Annotated in this window: 15 protein-coding genes; 10 read left to right on the plus strand and 5 right to left on the minus strand. The window is 52.1% G+C overall.

The window, feature by feature from the left end; translation table 11 throughout:
* Positions 1-266: 266 nt before the first annotated feature.
* The 10 genes from NST96_RS20845 (at position 267) to NST96_RS20890 (ending at position 9,358) form a co-directional block, all read left to right on the plus strand.
* Positions 267-1,274 (plus strand): LacI family DNA-binding transcriptional regulator, encoded by a 1,008-nt coding sequence (locus tag NST96_RS20845; RefSeq protein WP_003388957.1) that lies wholly within the window; start codon positions 267-269, stop codon positions 1,272-1,274.
* Positions 1,271-2,203, plus strand: a complete 933-nt coding sequence (gene rbsK / locus NST96_RS20850) for a ribokinase (RefSeq protein WP_024983927.1) — start codon at positions 1,271-1,273, stop codon at positions 2,201-2,203. Before NST96_RS20845 ends, rbsK begins: the two co-directional genes overlap by 4 nt.
* A 46-nt stretch (positions 2,204-2,249) precedes the next feature.
* A complete protein-coding gene (locus NST96_RS20855) occupies positions 2,250-2,765 on the plus strand; it encodes a BMP family ABC transporter substrate-binding protein (protein WP_265575873.1) in 516 nt (171 codons plus the stop codon).
* A 14-nt stretch (positions 2,766-2,779) separates the two neighbouring features.
* On the plus strand, positions 2,780-3,334 hold the full coding sequence (locus tag NST96_RS20860; protein WP_265575874.1) for a BMP family ABC transporter substrate-binding protein: 555 nt from the start codon (positions 2,780-2,782) through the stop codon (positions 3,332-3,334).
* Between the two features lie 42 nt (positions 3,335-3,376).
* A complete protein-coding gene (locus NST96_RS20865) occupies positions 3,377-4,897 on the plus strand; it encodes an ABC transporter ATP-binding protein (RefSeq protein ID WP_340701488.1) in 1,521 nt (506 codons plus the stop codon).
* Positions 4,894-5,964: an ABC transporter permease gene (locus NST96_RS20870; RefSeq protein ID WP_122957886.1), complete on the plus strand. Its 1,071-nt coding sequence runs from the start codon at positions 4,894-4,896 to the stop codon at positions 5,962-5,964. Before NST96_RS20865 ends, NST96_RS20870 begins: the two co-directional genes overlap by 4 nt.
* Positions 5,954-6,409 carry a hypothetical protein gene (locus NST96_RS20875; protein ID WP_342404435.1) on the plus strand — a complete coding sequence of 152 codons (456 nt, stop codon included), beginning with the start codon at positions 5,954-5,956 and terminating at the stop codon, positions 6,407-6,409. The genes NST96_RS20870 and NST96_RS20875 overlap by 11 nt, the downstream gene beginning before the upstream one ends.
* A 4-nt stretch (positions 6,410-6,413) precedes the next feature.
* Positions 6,414-6,878 (plus strand): hypothetical protein, encoded by a 465-nt coding sequence (locus NST96_RS20880; protein ID WP_342404437.1) that lies wholly within the window; start codon positions 6,414-6,416, stop codon positions 6,876-6,878.
* A gap of 59 nt (positions 6,879-6,937) precedes the next feature.
* Positions 6,938-7,888 (plus strand): nucleoside hydrolase, encoded by a 951-nt coding sequence (locus NST96_RS20885; protein ID WP_003388947.1) that lies wholly within the window; start codon positions 6,938-6,940, stop codon positions 7,886-7,888.
* A 153-nt stretch (positions 7,889-8,041) separates the two neighbouring features.
* Complete coding sequence (locus NST96_RS20890) at positions 8,042-9,358, plus strand: purine/pyrimidine permease (protein ID WP_251247451.1); 1,317 nt, start codon at positions 8,042-8,044, stop codon at positions 9,356-9,358.
* Positions 9,359-9,502: 144 nt separating this feature from the next.
* Here NST96_RS20890 and NST96_RS20895 read toward each other — a convergent pair whose 3' ends face one another.
* From NST96_RS20895 to NST96_RS20915, 5 genes are all read right to left on the minus strand, one after another.
* Complete coding sequence (locus NST96_RS20895; RefSeq protein ID WP_024983923.1) at positions 9,503-10,411, minus strand: hypothetical protein; 909 nt, start codon at positions 10,409-10,411, stop codon at positions 9,503-9,505.
* Between the two features lie 36 nt (positions 10,412-10,447).
* On the minus strand, positions 10,448-10,945 hold the full coding sequence (locus NST96_RS20900; protein ID WP_141334132.1) for a hypothetical protein: 498 nt from the start codon (positions 10,943-10,945) through the stop codon (positions 10,448-10,450).
* 465 nt (positions 10,946-11,410) lie between these two features.
* A complete protein-coding gene (gene nagA / locus NST96_RS20905; protein WP_342404440.1) occupies positions 11,411-12,580 on the minus strand; it encodes an N-acetylglucosamine-6-phosphate deacetylase in 1,170 nt (389 codons plus the stop codon).
* Between the two features lie 174 nt (positions 12,581-12,754).
* On the minus strand, positions 12,755-13,246 hold the full coding sequence (locus NST96_RS20910) for a GNAT family N-acetyltransferase (RefSeq protein WP_342404442.1): 492 nt from the start codon (positions 13,244-13,246) through the stop codon (positions 12,755-12,757).
* Between the two features lie 30 nt (positions 13,247-13,276).
* Positions 13,277-14,893 carry a glycoside hydrolase family 3 N-terminal domain-containing protein gene (locus NST96_RS20915; protein ID WP_342404444.1) on the minus strand — a complete coding sequence of 539 codons (1,617 nt, stop codon included), beginning with the start codon at positions 14,891-14,893 and terminating at the stop codon, positions 13,277-13,279.
* Positions 14,894-14,900: the final 7 nt, after the last annotated feature.

The following is a 14,900-nucleotide window of genomic DNA, read 5'->3' on the forward strand; positions in this document are numbered from 1 at the left end:
CCGATCGTTTTCCCTGTCGGACTCCATCCTTGCCAGAGGAGAGATTTACATAAATTTTCTAAATAATGGAAACAAAAAATTCTGAATCTTATGTTTGACAAGATTATCCTTAATCGCTTACTATTAGACCTATCCGATGTGTAACCGGTTACACACAATGATCAAAAACACTCGCAAACGCCTGAAAAATCTAGGTTTTCACCCTTTTTCATCAATATGTAATCGGTTTTTCATTGCAATCCTGATTACAAAGAGGATGGTGCTGATTGGCAACGATTAGAGATGTGGCTAAGCTCGCCGGTGTCTCGGTAGCAACTGTCTCCCGTGTCATCAACAAGAACGGTTACGTCAACAAAGAAACGGAACAGGCCGTGCAGCAGGCCATCAAAATGTTGAACTACGAACCGAACAAAGTGGCGAGAGGCTTGGCCAGCAAAAAAACGGAAACGATCGCACTCATCATGCCCGATATTTCCAACCCGTTTTTTTCCGAGCTGGCCCGTGCAGTGGAAGACGTCGCTCGTTTGTACGGGTATACCGTCCTGATCTGCAACTCCGACAACGATTCCGGCAAAGAGCAAACGTATATCAACGTGCTGAAAAAACGGTATGTTGACGGCATTCTGTTTGCCACGCATTCATTGAAGGCGGCCGATATCAGCGCCATGAACGAAGCCGGCATTCCACTCGTCCTTCTCGATCGTGCTCCTTCAAAAGCCTCCTGTTATGTAGTCCGCTCCAAGAATTACGAGGGAGCGACCCTGGCTGTCCGCCATCTGCTGGAGATCGGGTGCAAAAAAATCGCCCACATCTACGGACCGCAGGAAACAGCGACAGGAAAAGAGCGACTGCTCGGCTACGAGGACTCCGTCCGTCATTTTGAGTGGTTTACCCCGAGCCTGATGGTCCCCGGCCACTTCCGGATCAACGGAGGGATGGAGGCCGTCGAACATCTGCTGGCCCGTCATCCCGACGTGGACGGCATCTTTGCCGGCAATGACCTGATGGCGCTCGGGGCTTTGAAAAAATTGCAGCAAATGGGCTTGTCCGTTCCGAATCAAGTCGCCCTGTGCGGCTTTGACGGCATCGAGCTGACCGTAATTACCGAGCCGGAGTTGACGACCATCTCTCAGCCGATTTATGACATGGGAGCATTGTCGACCCGCTTATTGATTCAAAAAATCGAGGGAGTGGCTGTTGACAATCAAATCTATGAATTCGATGTGGAATTGATCGCAAGAGGCTCTACGAGAAAGGACATGAAAACACCATGAGACAACCAAACATTGTGGTCATCGGGAGTCTGAATATGGATATCGTCGTCGAAGCTCCCCGTTTTCCACAAGTGGGAGAGACCATTACAGGCACCAGGGCTCACTTCATCCCCGGCGGCAAAGGCGGGAATCAGGCCGTAGCCGCTTCCAGGCTGGGAGCGCATACCGTCATGGTCGGAATGGTTGGTGACGACGCTTTCGGAGGAGCGCTGACACAGTCGCTTGCAGACAACCAGGTCGTCACCAAGCGCGTGACCAAGACTTCCGATGCTCCTACTGGTCTTGCTTCTATCATGATTGCTCACGATGACAATCACATTGTCGTCGTTCCTGGGGCAAACGCACTTTGCCTGCCCGAGAATATCGAAGGACTCGAGGAGACAATTGCCGCTGCCGATCTGGTCCTCCTCCAGCTGGAGATACCGTTGGAGACAGTAGTCGCTTCGGCACAGCTGGCGAAGCGGCACGGGAAAACCGTCATTTTGAATCCAGCACCTGCTCAAAAGCTTCCTTTGGGCCTGATGCAGTCTGTCGACTACATGACGCCAAACCGCTCCGAGCTTTACCTGCTCACCGGTATTGACCCTTATGGAGACGGCCTCGAAAAAGCAATCGATGCCCTCCTGGAAATGGGTCCCCGCTGTGTGGTCACTACACTTGGCGCAGCAGGCTCTGTGTACAAGGAGTCGGGGAAAAATCTCGTATCCGTCCCGGCCCATCATGTGCAGGTCATGGATACGACCGGCGCCGGCGATGCTTTCAACGCTGGCCTTGGCTACGCCCTGTCAATCGGCTACGAACTGGACAAGGCCGTCCGCTTTGCCGGAAAAGTATCGGCACTTGCCGTTACCCGATTTGGCGCACAGGCTGGAATGCCAACGCTGGATGAAGTGAAAGCGTTCGCATTGCAGCTCCTGCAGCCGGAATAATTCCATCGGTTTCACTAATTTTCATATAAAAAATGGGGGAAACAACATGAAGAAAAGTCTGTTGGGAAAAATTGGAGCAAGTCTTTTGATTCTGTCCATGGCCTTGACCGGCTGCGGCGGAGGTTCCGGAGCTGACAACGCTGCGAAGCCGAAAGAGGCGAGCAAAGGCGATGCAAAAACAGATGCATCGGCAGAAAAGAAATTGTCTGTCGGCTACTATGTAAGCGGAAACCTGGGAGACAGCGGGTTCTTCGACTCCGCGAAAGAAGGACTGGACAAAGCGGAAAAAGAGCTGGGCATCGAAGTAAAAACCGTTCAAGGCGGAGCTAACCAATCCGACTGGCCTACCGGTCTGGAATCCATGGTCGCAAGCAAAAAATACGAGGTCATTGTCGTTGGGACAAGCCAAATGAAAGAAACGACGATCGATCTGGCCAAGCGTTATCCTGAGCAAAAGTTCATCTATTTTGATGAAACCATTACCGATGTGCCAAACATCTACTCTGTGAGATACAACCAACGCGAAGGCTCCTTCCTGGCTGGCGCTTTTGCCGCGATGTAACTACGAGCACAGATTTGAAAGCGGCCAACCCGGATAAAACCATCGGCTTCCTCGGCGGTATGGACATTCCGATCATCAACGACTTTAAAGCTGGTTATGAGCAAGGCGCACAGTTTATCGATCCTGAAGTAAAAGTCATCTCTTCCTTTGTCGGCGACTTCAACAATGCGCCAAAAGGCAAAGAGCTGTCCCTGGCCCAATACAACTCCCAAAACGTTGACATCATCTTCACCGTTGCTGGTCCTGCAGGTATCGGCGGTCTGGAAGCGGCTAAAGAATCCGGCAAATATGCAATCGGTGTCAACAGCAACCAAAACATGGTACAACCGGGTCACGTTCTTACCTCTATGCTGAAAAACGTTGGAAACTCGATCTACCGCGCCATCGATTTGTACAAAAAAGGCGACCTGCCATTCGGCCAAAACGAGTCTCTCGGTATTTACGAAGAAGGTGTAGGCCTGGCGAAGGACGATCTGTACAACGAGCATGTTCCGCAAGCAATCCGCGACAAGATGGACGAGCTTCAAGTAAAAGTAGTCAGCGGAGAAATCAAGATTAAACAAGATTAATCAAGATGAATTAGGAGGTACGCCCTGGCTGACCTGCTGGAAATGCGCAATATACACAAGGTGTATCCGAATGGCACAAAAGCCAATCAAGGCGTTTCGTTCTCCGTCCGACAAGGCGAAATCCATGCACTTGTAGGCGAAAACGGTGCAGGAAAATCGACACTGATGAAGATTTTGTTCGGTCTTGAGAGCCCTACCGAAGGGGATATTTTTTACCGGGGCGACAAAGTCGTTCTGAAGAGTCCAAAAGATGCGATCAAATACGAAATCGGGATGGTGCACCAGCATTTTATGCTGGTCCCCTCCTTCACTGTCGCCCAAAACATCGTGCTCGGCTCCGAGCCGACAAAGGGTGTCCTGTCCGACCATCAAAAAGCCATCGCGGAAACGCAACGTCTGATTCAAGAGTTCGGCCTCAAGGTCGATCCGAATGCCAAAGTAGAGAACATTTCCGTAGGCCTGAAGCAGCGCGTAGAAATCTTGAAGGTTTTGTACCGTGGAGCGCGGCTCATCATTCTCGATGAGCCGACCGCGGTCCTCACCCCTCAGGAAACGGATGAACTGTTCCAATCTTTGAAGAAGCTGGTGTCACAAGGCTATACGATCATCTTTATCACGCACAAGCTGAATGAAGTCATGGAAATTTCCGACCGAATCACGGTTTTGCGTGCAGGAAAAACCATCTCTACCCTGATTACCTCCGAAACCTCCAAAGAAGAGATTTCGCGCTTGATGGTAGGACGGGATGTGCTGTTGCGGGTCGAAAAGCAGCCCGCCAAGCCCAAAGAGACCGTTCTCTCACTCGATGAGGTCAGCTATGTATCAGAAACGGGCAAGCAGGTGTTGAACGATATTTCCTTCCAGGTGCGAGCTGGTGAAATCTTCGGCATCGCCGGTGTGGAAGGAAACGGCCAGACTGAATTGATCGAAGTCATTACCGGCTTCCGCAAAAACTTCAAGGGCCGCATTACCTTTCTCAGCCAAGATTTGGCAGGAAAAAGCATCGAAGAAATTCGCAACATCGGGATTGGCCACATTCCGGAAGATCGACAGACCAGAGGTGCCTGCCTGACTTCCTCTATCAAGGAAAATTTGATCCTGGATTTATATCGTGACAAATCGTTTCGACGCGGTCTCTTTCTCAATCAAAAGAAAATCAATGAGCATGCGGACAAGCTGATCCAGGAATTTGATATTCGCACCCAGAGCCGCGATACGCTGGCGGGGGCACTGTCAGGCGGAAACATTCAAAAAATCGTCGTCGCCCGGGAGATTTCCAAAAATCCCAAGCTGCTGATCGCCGCCCAGCCGACGCGAGGCGTCGACATCGGCTCCATCGAGTTCATCCACAAGGAGATCGTCAAAAAGCGCGACGAAGGAGCAGCGGTCCTGCTCGTCTCTGCCGACCTGTCAGAAGTGATGAGCCTGAGCGACCGGATCGGGGTTCTCTACAATGGAGAGCTGGCCGTTATTTTGGAAAATTCAGAGAGCCTGACCGAAGAAGAAATCGGCTTCTACATGTTGGGCGTTAAAAAGCAAGAAAAGAGGGCGAGTGCCACATGAATCAGCGAAGTGCAGTATACCTCGATCTCCTCGGTATCTTATTGGCTATTGTCGCGGCGCTGGTCATCGGTATTTTCGTCATCTTTCTCGTGAGCGATGAGCCTGTCGCGGCGCTGCAAGCATTGCTGATCGAACCATTTACGACGCTGTTCAGCTTCGGTTCGATTCTCAACCGGATGATTCCTCTCGTCTTCACCGGTCTGGCGATCGTCGTCGTCTTTCAAAGCGGCGTGTTCAGCATGGGGGCGGAAGGCCAGTTGTATATCGGCGCGTTGACCGGTGCTTTGGTGGCCGTCTATCTGCCGGAAATGTCTCCATGGATACACATTCCGCTCGTAGTTTTGGCGTCACTGATCGGAGGCGCTTTGTACGGCTTTTTGCCCGGTGTGCTTAAGGCCTATTTCAAAGCCGACGAGATCGTATCTACGTTGATGTTTAACTTTATCGCCACGCTGTTTGTTTCGTATTTGCTGAACTACGTTTTCAAGGCACCGGACAGCGGCGGCTTTGCCCGTCTCCCGTTCGTACAGGAGAGCGCGAAGCTGGGACCCATTTTTGACGGATTCCCTACACACGCGGGCTTTCTGCTTGCGCTGCTGGCAGCGTTGGCTGTATACCTGCTGCTCTACAAGACCAAAACCGGTTATGAGCTTCGCACAGTAGGGAAAAACCCGCTGTTCGCGGAGTACGGCGGCATCAAGCCGAAAAAGGTGCTGATACTCAGCATCGCCATCAGCGGCGCGCTTGCCGGTCTGGGCGGTACCGTCGAAGTGATCGGCCTTCACGGAACGTTGAAAGACAACTTTTCTGCCGGCCTCGGGTTTGACGGAATCATCGTCTCTCTTTTGGCTCGCAACCACCCTATCGCTGTTTTGCTGTCGGCCTTCTTCTATGCGTATTTGCAGGTAGGCGGCCAGATCATGCAGGCAAACAGCGACGTTCCTCGAGATTTGGCAATCATTATTCAAGCATTGTTGGTGATTTTCGTCTCTTCTCAAGCGATTTTCGCTTACCTGAAACAGCGCAAACTGATGTCGTCCCGTGGAGGTGAGCGCGTTGCTAAGTAGTCTGTGGGAACAAACCATTAACTTAACGCTGTTTGTCATCCTCCTGCGGATGATGCCCCCTATTCTGCTCGGGGCATTGGGCGGTCTGATGACCGACCGTGCCGGTGTAATCAACATCGGGATCGAAGGACTGATGCTCGTATCCGCATTTACTTCGGTCGCTGCAGGTTCTGCTACAGGCAGTTGGATCATCGGGATGGCTGCCGGCGTGCTTGCCGCAATGATTGTCAGCTACGCGATGGCGTTCTTCTCGCTGAAAATGAACGTGGACATCATCGTCACCGGATTTGCCGTCAATATTTTCGGCGCCGGCATCACGGTACTGATGATGAGCATTTTGTACGATTCCCACGGAAGCTATGTACCAGAGAATCCAGTGTCCATTCCCAATGTCGTAGTTTCTGGATCAAATTCCATTCATCGGGAAGCTGTTGAGCGGTCATAATTTGATGGTCTGGGTTTCTATTCTCGCAGTTGTTTTTTGCTACTACCTTTTGTACCACACTCCATATGGAACCCATTTGCGCGCAACCGGGGAAGAACCGGGCGCTGCTCGCTCTCTCGGGATTCCGGTCGTGCGGATTCAGTACTCGGCTCTCGTTTGGAGCGGTTTCTTCGCCGGCTTGGCAGGGTCTTATCTCTCGATGGGGATGACCAGCATGTTCGTTCGCGACATGACAGCCGGTACCGGATTTTTGGCGCTTGCCGTCGTCATTTTCGGAAACCGCAATCCGTTTGGAATTTTAGCCGGTTCCGCCGTGTTTGCGCTGGCAACAGCGATGACGATGATTATCGAAACGACACCCGGAAATGTCATTCCGAGCCAATTCATCAAGATGGTGCCGTACATCGTAACGATCGTCGCGCTCGTTGTTTACGCCATCCGCAAGCATCGCAAAACTTTATTTACGTAAATTCATTCCATTCCCCATCGCCTTTTGATCGGGGAATGAACTTTTTGGAGGTATTTGCCATGACAGACGTAATCAGAATGCTCATCGACGCAGACACCGGTATTGATGATTCTCTCGCGATCCTTCACGCATTGAAAGCGCCAGATGTCAAAGTAGAAGGCATCACTACGGTATTTGGCAACGCCAGTGTGGCGCAGGCAACTGACAACACTCTGCGCTTGATCAAGCTGGCCAATCCCGGCTATGAAGTCCCGGTAGCCATGGGAGCTGCCAAGCCGCTCACCCGCGAATGGGCCGGCCCGGTCTCCCACGTTCACGGGAACAACGGGATCGGAGACGTGGACCTGCCCGCTTCCGAGCAGCAGGCACTCTCCGAGTCGGCGGCTCAGTTTATCGTCCGCAAGGCAAATGAATTGGGCGGGGAATTGACCTTGGTCACCCTCGGCCGATTGACCAACCTGGCGGAAGCGCTCGAGATCGATCCGGAGCTTCCGAAAAAAGTGAAGCGCGTCTATATCATGGGCGGAACGGTCTTTGCTCCCGGCAATGTGACGCCGAAAGCGGAAGCCAACTTCCGCGGCGATCCTGAGGCAGTCGCGGCTGTTATGAAATCCGGCCTGAAAATCACCATGGTCGGACTGGACGTTACGATGAAGGTCAGACTGACACAGCAGCACCTCGATGCAGCCGCAGGCTACTGCCGCCCGGAAAACAAGCCGATCGTGCAGTACATGAACGACGCCCTGCAGCATTATTTCCGCTTCTATTGGCAAGTAGACAACCTGATGGGCGCTTGCCCGACGCATGATCCGCTTACGGTTCTCGTAGCGCGTATGCCATGGGTGGTTCGCACGCAAACGATGAAAGTAAGCATCGAGACCGAGGGTGTGTACTGCGCCGGTTCGGTTGTGGCCGATCTGCGCACCAAGCCGAGCGAAGGCCATGAAATCGAAGTTTGCGTAGACGTGGATGCGGAGAAGATTCCTCATCATCTGCTGTCCGTCTTTTAACAAGAGACGCTTCCTTTTAAGCGATCGCGTGTTTCATGAGAAGTTCACGGATCGCAAATAACGTCGGACCCTCTTTGTCACCGATCCCCTGAATCACATACCGAACGATTCGAATAATCAAATTCAACTAAACGGAGATAAGCTAAAGTGAACATGAACAAACAAGGATTAAACCACGGGATCGGGGCGCTGCAATGGCTGGTATTTTTACTGGCCAATGCAGTCGCCCTTCCTATCGTTATCGGCCAAGTCTTTCATCTGCCCGATCCGGACATTGCCGGACTGATGCAGCGGACCTTTTTTATCGTCGGGATCAGTTCCTTTTTGCAGGGCTGGCTCGGCCACCGGTTCCCCATCGTGGATGGACCGGCTGGCACCTGGCTCGTCGTCTTTATCATCATGGGAGAGACCGCTGTCCGTACCGGCGCCAATGTATCCGAAACGCTCCAGCTTTTGGAATCCGGCATGATCGCGGCAGGCGTACTGCTCATCCTGTTCGGGGTGACCGGACTGGTGCGCCGCATGCTTCCCTTGTTTACTCCGCTCGTATCGGGGGTATACCTGCTTCTGCTCGCCTTGCAGGTAAGCGGAACGTTTTTGCAGGGAATGGCCGGTGTGAGCGGCAATCCGGCGAAAGCGAATTGGACGTCGGCACTGCTCGCTCTTCTCGTTTTTTCCACAGTCCTCGTTCTCTCTTTTCGCGGAAAGGGCTGGGTGAAAAGCTATGCGGTTCTGATCGGCATCCTGACGGGCTGCGTGGCCTTCTACATAGCGGGCATATGGAAGCATCCGGCCCCTGCCGAGACCTTGCTCCAGGTTCCCGAAGCGCTCGCCTGGGGAGCTCCGCTGTGGGATCCGGGCATGGCCGCATCGAGTATATTGATCGTCATGATCCTGCTGTCCAACACCTTCGCCAGCATCGCGGCGATGAAGCAGGTGCAAACGGGAACGCCCGGACTGGAGCCTGCGGAGCTTTCCCGCAGCTCGGTAGTCGGCGGTTTTTCCCATCTGCTGTCCGCCCTTTTCTCGACAGTTGGAATGGTGCCTCTATCCGGCTCGGCCGGCTTCGTTCGGCTCACTGGTCAAAGGAGCAGCATTCCGTTTCTCCTGGCCTGCCTGATCATGGCTGCTGCTGCCTTCTTCCCCGGCGTGATCCGGCTGCTGACCATGCTTCCCGGCCCGGTCGCGTATGCGGCGGTACTCGCCTCCTTTGTCCAGATGGTCGGCATCGGCCTGCAATCGCTCGTCCAGACACAGCTCGACCAGCGCCGCCTGACCATCATCGGGATCGGCCTGCTCTTTGGTGTAGGCTCGATGTTTTTCCCGCCGTCTGTCTTTCAGGAGCTGCCGTCGGTCATCCGGTATACGCTGGGCAACGGGCTGTTGTTTGGGACGATGATTGTGATGGGGCTGGAGCAGGTTTGGAGGGAGAGGAGTAGTGAATCAACGAAAAAACAAAGCGTGGATTAAAAGTGTTTTTGTATGTAGTTTTGATTTAAAAAACTGGCTAACTACTCTTAGGGAAGCCTAGCTCCTACGCACTGAAGAAAGGGCAGTCCCTTTCGTCTACATCAGATAGACTTTTGGAACTGCCCTACTAAATGATCTCCGTACTCAATTTTCATTTTCCTTCTCGGATTTTTTCTGCTCTCTATTTTCACGATCCCTCAACTTTTTCGAAACATCTTTATAGTCAGAAGGAACAGCTTGCATTTTGGACAAGGATGAAACATCTTGCTGTTTATCAAACTCGATAGAAAGGACTTCTATGGAGTTCGTAACTTCATCTTTACTATTTGTCTCTACTAATTTTAGCAATACTCCCGTTTCTTTATCTATCCACATTTTAAAATGGGTAGATTGATGTTTTTCAGCCAAAATTGGATCGTCATGCTCCCCTTCAATGACGATTGAAGTACGATTTAACAGTTTTTCTTCTCCTACTACTTTATGATTGTCAGGTGTTAACCAAAACGCATAGTCTTGAGGGAATAATACATCATTTGCCACCCCTGAGAAAGCGGGGTCCTGCCTTTTTACGAATACCAATTCTCCTTGATCATTTTTATATGAGCGAGGAGTGTTTTGGCCGAGTGCCACAGTCTGCTGTTGAGTTGCTGTTTTGTTTTGTAAATATGTTTTATTGGTATGATTAATCGACATGAACATGTTTCCGTCAAAAGCTGTTTCCTTAAGTACTTTGCTCTTGTTGTCCATTACTTTGACATGGCTTCGAGGATTTGCTCCCCGATAAACCTCAAAATCTACTATCTCATCCACGCCAATTGGCGTCAGTATAGCCCTGTAAGAACCTGTAGCACTTTGATAATGATCAATTGCATTCAGCATTTTATTTTGAACGGAAACCAAGGAATGACTAGTGGAGTTCGCCTCAAGTGAAGAGTATTGTTGACTACTTTCGTTTGATGTAGATTCCGCTGCAGTCCCTTTCAGTGTATAAAATCCAGTCAATCCAAGACCTACTAAGGAAGTTGCAAGAATGGCTACAAATTTCTTTTTCATCTGTTAAAACCTCCCTTTCATTTATATTCGTTTTTATCACAGAGAAACAGCGTCAGCACCTGTTTGGGTATTTGATCTTCCACTCTCATCCTTACCATATAAAATAACCCATGTCTTACCCGAATCTAGCCTCATGGTCCCCACTTCATTCCAACCCGATCTAGCTGAATATTGATTGACTGAACCAACATATTCCTCATATGTCAAACCTTGGTGCAATATATAGTACATAGCTTCCCTATTTGTGAAATCAGCATTTGCTAAGTATACTTCTAATGTTGCACGTCCTGCTGGTAGACTCCCCATCCCCCATTCATACCAAGTACCTCCTCGCTCTGAAATTACGCGATGATCCTTGTTATAACTACCTGACTGGCCACTTTTATAGGTCCAAGAACCATCGTAATTATGGGTGCAACCTGAACTTGACGTAGGGTCGTTGTCACATATTTTAGCAGATGCACCTTCAATTAAAGTAAAATTACCAACAACCGCAAGTGAGAGAGCTAAACCTAACGATAAAAATTTTTTCATTAATCTTGCTACCACCTTTCGTAATTAATATTTTTTAATTCTCTAACATATTGTTATTACATAGTAGATACCACCTCCTATTTACATTAACGTTGCAAAAGAGAGAATGTTACATAATAATCCATATTTGGTCATTATTTTGCAATTTCAGTCGTTTCGCGCATCCCTCCGAGTATAAAGTAGCCTTTATAAGATTTTTGAAACCTTTGCCCAGACACTACTGCAATTTACGTCTGAAAACGAAATAGAGCCTTAATCAAGAATGCACAAGTCTTGTTTTTTTCACTCATTCGAAGTTAGGCTATATTGGACTAATGTTAATATATAAATCTAAAAGTTTATTTTTACCCAAAAACAGACCGCCTTTAGCTTAATAAGTTAGGCGGTCTTTCACTGTTATCTATTAAGCTAATCACTGGACTGCAATCTCTTACCAAGCAGAAAGGGAAACAGCGCCCAGTCACTCTACTTTTGCACCCGATAAACAAGCCTTCCGCTTACATAAGTAGATTGCACTTCAAAATCGTCCCCAAGCACGACCAGATCTGCGTCAAACCCGGCTTGCAGCTTTCCTTTCTGCGTGCCAAGCCCAAGGATGTTGGCAGGCGTTTCCGATGCCATCGCCACTGCTTCTGCAAGCGGCACTCCCGACAGCACGACCATGTTTTGCACGGCGCGGTTCAGCGTCAGGATGCTCCCGGCCAGGGTACCGTCTGCCAGTTGGGCTTCCGCACCGCGGACATGCACTTCCTGTCCGCCGAGATCGTACGTGCCCTCGCCCAATGCGGCCGCGCGCATGGAGTCGCTGACCAGCGCGAGCCGCGCCGCCGATTTGACGCGGTACAAAATCCGCATAACGGCTGGATGCACATGCACGCCATCAGCGATCAGCTCGGTGCTCAGCTGCTCGTGGTACATGGCCGCGCCGACGACTCCCGGCTCGCGGTGATGCAGACCCGTCATCGCATTGAAGCAGTGGGTGAAGTGGCAGACGCCGCTCTCCACGGCTTTCCCTGCCTGGTCGAAGCTGGCGCCGGTATGCCCGGCGGAAACGACGACCCCCTGCTCCTTCAGCCATTGAATCGCTTCGGTCGCCTCGGGCTGTTCCGGTGCGATCGTCACTACTTTCATAAGACCATCGGCCAGCTCGTGCAAACGACGAACATCTTCCAGCTTGGGGACTGCGATATTTTCCTCTTTTTGCGCTCCTTTGTACCTCGGGTTGATCCACGGCCCCTCCAGATGAATTCCGACGATGGATGCTCCGTCCATTCCCTGCCGAGATACTGCCACCACATTGCGGATCGCCTTTTCCAAATCAGCATAAGGAGCGGTCATCGTGGTCGCCAAAAACGAAGTGACGCCATAGCCCGCCAGCGCACGGGAAATCGTCTGCAGCGCTTCAGGGGTCCCGTCCATCGTGTCGCTGCCGGCAATCCCGTGCATATGCATATCCACAAAGCCCGGGCAAATAAAGCCGTTCTCCACCCGCTCCACTTGCTCCGGCCATTCCTCTCCGTACCCGTCTGCCGTTCCGGCGTACGCAACGACAGAGCCATTCACCACGACCAGTCCGTCCAGGATGTCCTGTCCGTTTGTTATTACCCTTCCCCGCAGGGCAAATCTATCTGACATTGTGTATCCCTCCATGCGAATGCTGCTAGTGTTGAGACGATTTCTGCCTTGTGAGCGACTTGCGACTGACGGGGAAGCAAACGGTTTGCCAATCCTCGCCGGGTATTCCAGCCTCATGAGCTGTTCCGGCTTAAACGGTAACTCCAGCTTCATGAGCTGTTCCGGCTTTATCAGTTATTCCAGCTTCAACGGCTTTTCCAGCTCAATCTCGTCGCGCAAAGGGATGCCGTCCGTGCCCATCACGGGAATAGAGGGCTTCAGCCTTCTCGCCTGCTCTACAGCGTTTCGCCGTACCGCGACCAATTCGTAGCCCCGCTTTTGATAAAAACGCAGCGCGTTCAGATTGTCATTGGTCATCAAAAGCCATATCCGCTTTATTCCGTTTTGCGCAGCCGCCCGCTCTACCGCGAGCATGAGGGCACTGCCAATCCCCATTCCCTCGCGAAGGCTGTCCAGAGAGACGATCTGCCAGCCGTCCCCTGTCTCTGTATACGTAACCAAGCCCGCTGTCTCTTCCCCGTACAGGGCGACAAAACCAGGAAGCTGGTCGCAATGGTACACTTGATCCCCGTAGACCATCTGCGGACTGCCCCACTGCTGTTCCAAAAAGCCCGCCAGCCATCCCCTGTCTTCCGGTGTAATCGCTCTGACTTGAAATTCGTTCATCGATCCTTGTCCTCCTCTATTGTAACGCAACTACCCTCTCCAGCCGAAGGCAAAGTTTGTCGACAGCGTGACCGGCAGCTTTCCCGTCGGCGAAACGCGGCCCGTGAGCACCCGTGCCAGCGATTGCATGGCGAGCGGTCTGCTTTCATAACTGCATACATACGTCCCCGCCTCGGGAAAGAGGGAGTAATCAAACGGATTGCGAATGGCTGCGACGATCAGCCGTTTCCCGTGGACGGCGAGCAGCTCGTCGACCAGCTTGGATTGCCCGGGGAAAAAGGCGGCATTGTACGTGGCGACGATGACCTGCCCGAAGCCTTTGCTGGAGGCGACTGCCTGTGCGATCTCTTCGGGTGTCGGGTTCGTCGCTACGACGTTTTCAACAATCTGCATCCCCATACTGCTCAGGTAAGAAGCGAGCGTCTCCTTGTCCGCGTAGCGTTCGTCCGCGTCGTTGGCCGCCCTGACCACCGGCCAGATGACGCATGTGTCCGCTCCTCTCCGCAGCGGCAGGTTCTTCCCTTCATCCTTTACGACCGTGATGCTTTGCTCGCTGATCCGCTCGGCAGTCCGCCGCTCTTCCGCTGCTTCCAGCCGGGGTTCGACAGCTTCCCAGGGAAGCATGGCCTCCTCCATCTTTCGCTGCTGCTTGAGCCGCAAGATTCTCGTGACGGATCGGTCGATGCGCTCCTCAGAGATTCTGCCGTCTATAACGGCTTGCAGCAGGGCCTCAAACGCTTCCCGCTGACGGTCGTACCGATGGCTGACCATGACCAGGTCGACTCCTGCTTCCACGGCCATAACGGCAGCCGGCCCCACACCGTAATGAGCCGCGATCGCGTCCATCTCCAGGCAATCGGTAATCACGATGCCGTCATAGCCCCATTCTTCTCTCAAAATACCGGTAATGACTGCGGGAGACAACGTGCTCGGCAGCTTCTTCGGCTCGATTTCGGGCAGCACGATATGCGCTGTCATCACCATGTCTACTCCCGCTTCCACCGCCTTTTTGAACGGCACCAGCTCCAGCTGCTCCAAGCGCTTGCGATCAAGCGGGAGAACTGGTATGTCAAAATGCGAGTCCACGCTCGTATCCCCATGTCCGGGGAAGTGCTTCACCGTCGCCGCGATCCCCGCCGACTGGAAGCCGCGAACCGCCGCAACCCCCATCCTGCTCACCAGCTCCGGCGTTTCCCCGTAGGAGCGGACGCCGATCACGGGATTGAGCGGGTTATTGTTGATATCCACTGCGGGAGCAAAGTTTATATTTATGCCTAATAAACGAAGTTCACTTCCGCTAATCCTGGCCAATTCAAAAGCGGCAGACTCATCCCGGGTAGCTCCAATGGCCATATTTCCCGGCAAGGGCGTGACTCCGTTCGTCACACGGGTTACCATCCCGCCCTCCTGATCGATTGCGATGCCCAGCGGAATGTCGCTGTGCTCTGCCGCCCACTGCTTTAGCTCGCTTGAAAGCCTGTGCACTTGTTCTACCGAGCCGGCATTGCGGCTAAAGTAGATGATGTTGCCCAGCCCGTATTGCCGGATCAAGTCGCGAATCCCGTCCGTCGGTTGGTGGCCGTCAAAGCCGCACACCAGCATTTGTCCGATTTTTTCTCGCAAGCTCAAATCTCCGATCGTTCTCATTTCGCTC

It is taken from the genome of Brevibacillus sp. FSL K6-2834 (assembly GCF_038592925.1).
GTDB classification, from domain to species: Bacteria; Bacillota; Bacilli; order Brevibacillales; family Brevibacillaceae; genus Brevibacillus; species Brevibacillus borstelensis.

Excerpts from the sequence above, each read along its gene's own strand:
- NST96_RS20900 (WP_141334132.1), bottom strand. The coding sequence starts at position 10,945 with ATGAAAAAATTTTTATCGTTAGGTTTAGCTCTCTCACTTGCGGTTGTT.
- NST96_RS20865 (WP_340701488.1), top strand. The coding sequence starts at position 3,377 with ATGCGCAATATACACAAGGTGTATCCGAATGGCACAAAAGCCAATCAA.
- NST96_RS20910 (WP_342404442.1), bottom strand. The coding sequence starts at position 13,246 with ATGAACGAATTTCAAGTCAGAGCGATTACACCGGAAGACAGGGGATGG.
- NST96_RS20915 (WP_342404444.1), bottom strand. The coding sequence starts at position 14,893 with ATGAGAACGATCGGAGATTTGAGCTTGCGAGAAAAAATCGGACAAATG.
- NST96_RS20895 (WP_024983923.1), bottom strand. The coding sequence starts at position 10,411 with ATGAAAAAGAAATTTGTAGCCATTCTTGCAACTTCCTTAGTAGGTCTT.
- NST96_RS20870 (WP_122957886.1), top strand. The coding sequence starts at position 4,894 with ATGAATCAGCGAAGTGCAGTATACCTCGATCTCCTCGGTATCTTATTG.
- nagA (WP_342404440.1), bottom strand. The coding sequence starts at position 12,580 with ATGTCAGATAGATTTGCCCTGCGGGGAAGGGTAATAACAAACGGACAG.
- NST96_RS20855 (WP_265575873.1), top strand. The coding sequence starts at position 2,250 with ATGAAGAAAAGTCTGTTGGGAAAAATTGGAGCAAGTCTTTTGATTCTG.
- NST96_RS20890 (WP_251247451.1), top strand. The coding sequence starts at position 8,042 with ATGAACAAACAAGGATTAAACCACGGGATCGGGGCGCTGCAATGGCTG.
- rbsK (WP_024983927.1), top strand. The coding sequence starts at position 1,271 with ATGAGACAACCAAACATTGTGGTCATCGGGAGTCTGAATATGGATATC.
- NST96_RS20885 (WP_003388947.1), top strand. The coding sequence starts at position 6,938 with ATGACAGACGTAATCAGAATGCTCATCGACGCAGACACCGGTATTGAT.
- NST96_RS20880 (WP_342404437.1), top strand. The coding sequence starts at position 6,414 with ATGGTCTGGGTTTCTATTCTCGCAGTTGTTTTTTGCTACTACCTTTTG.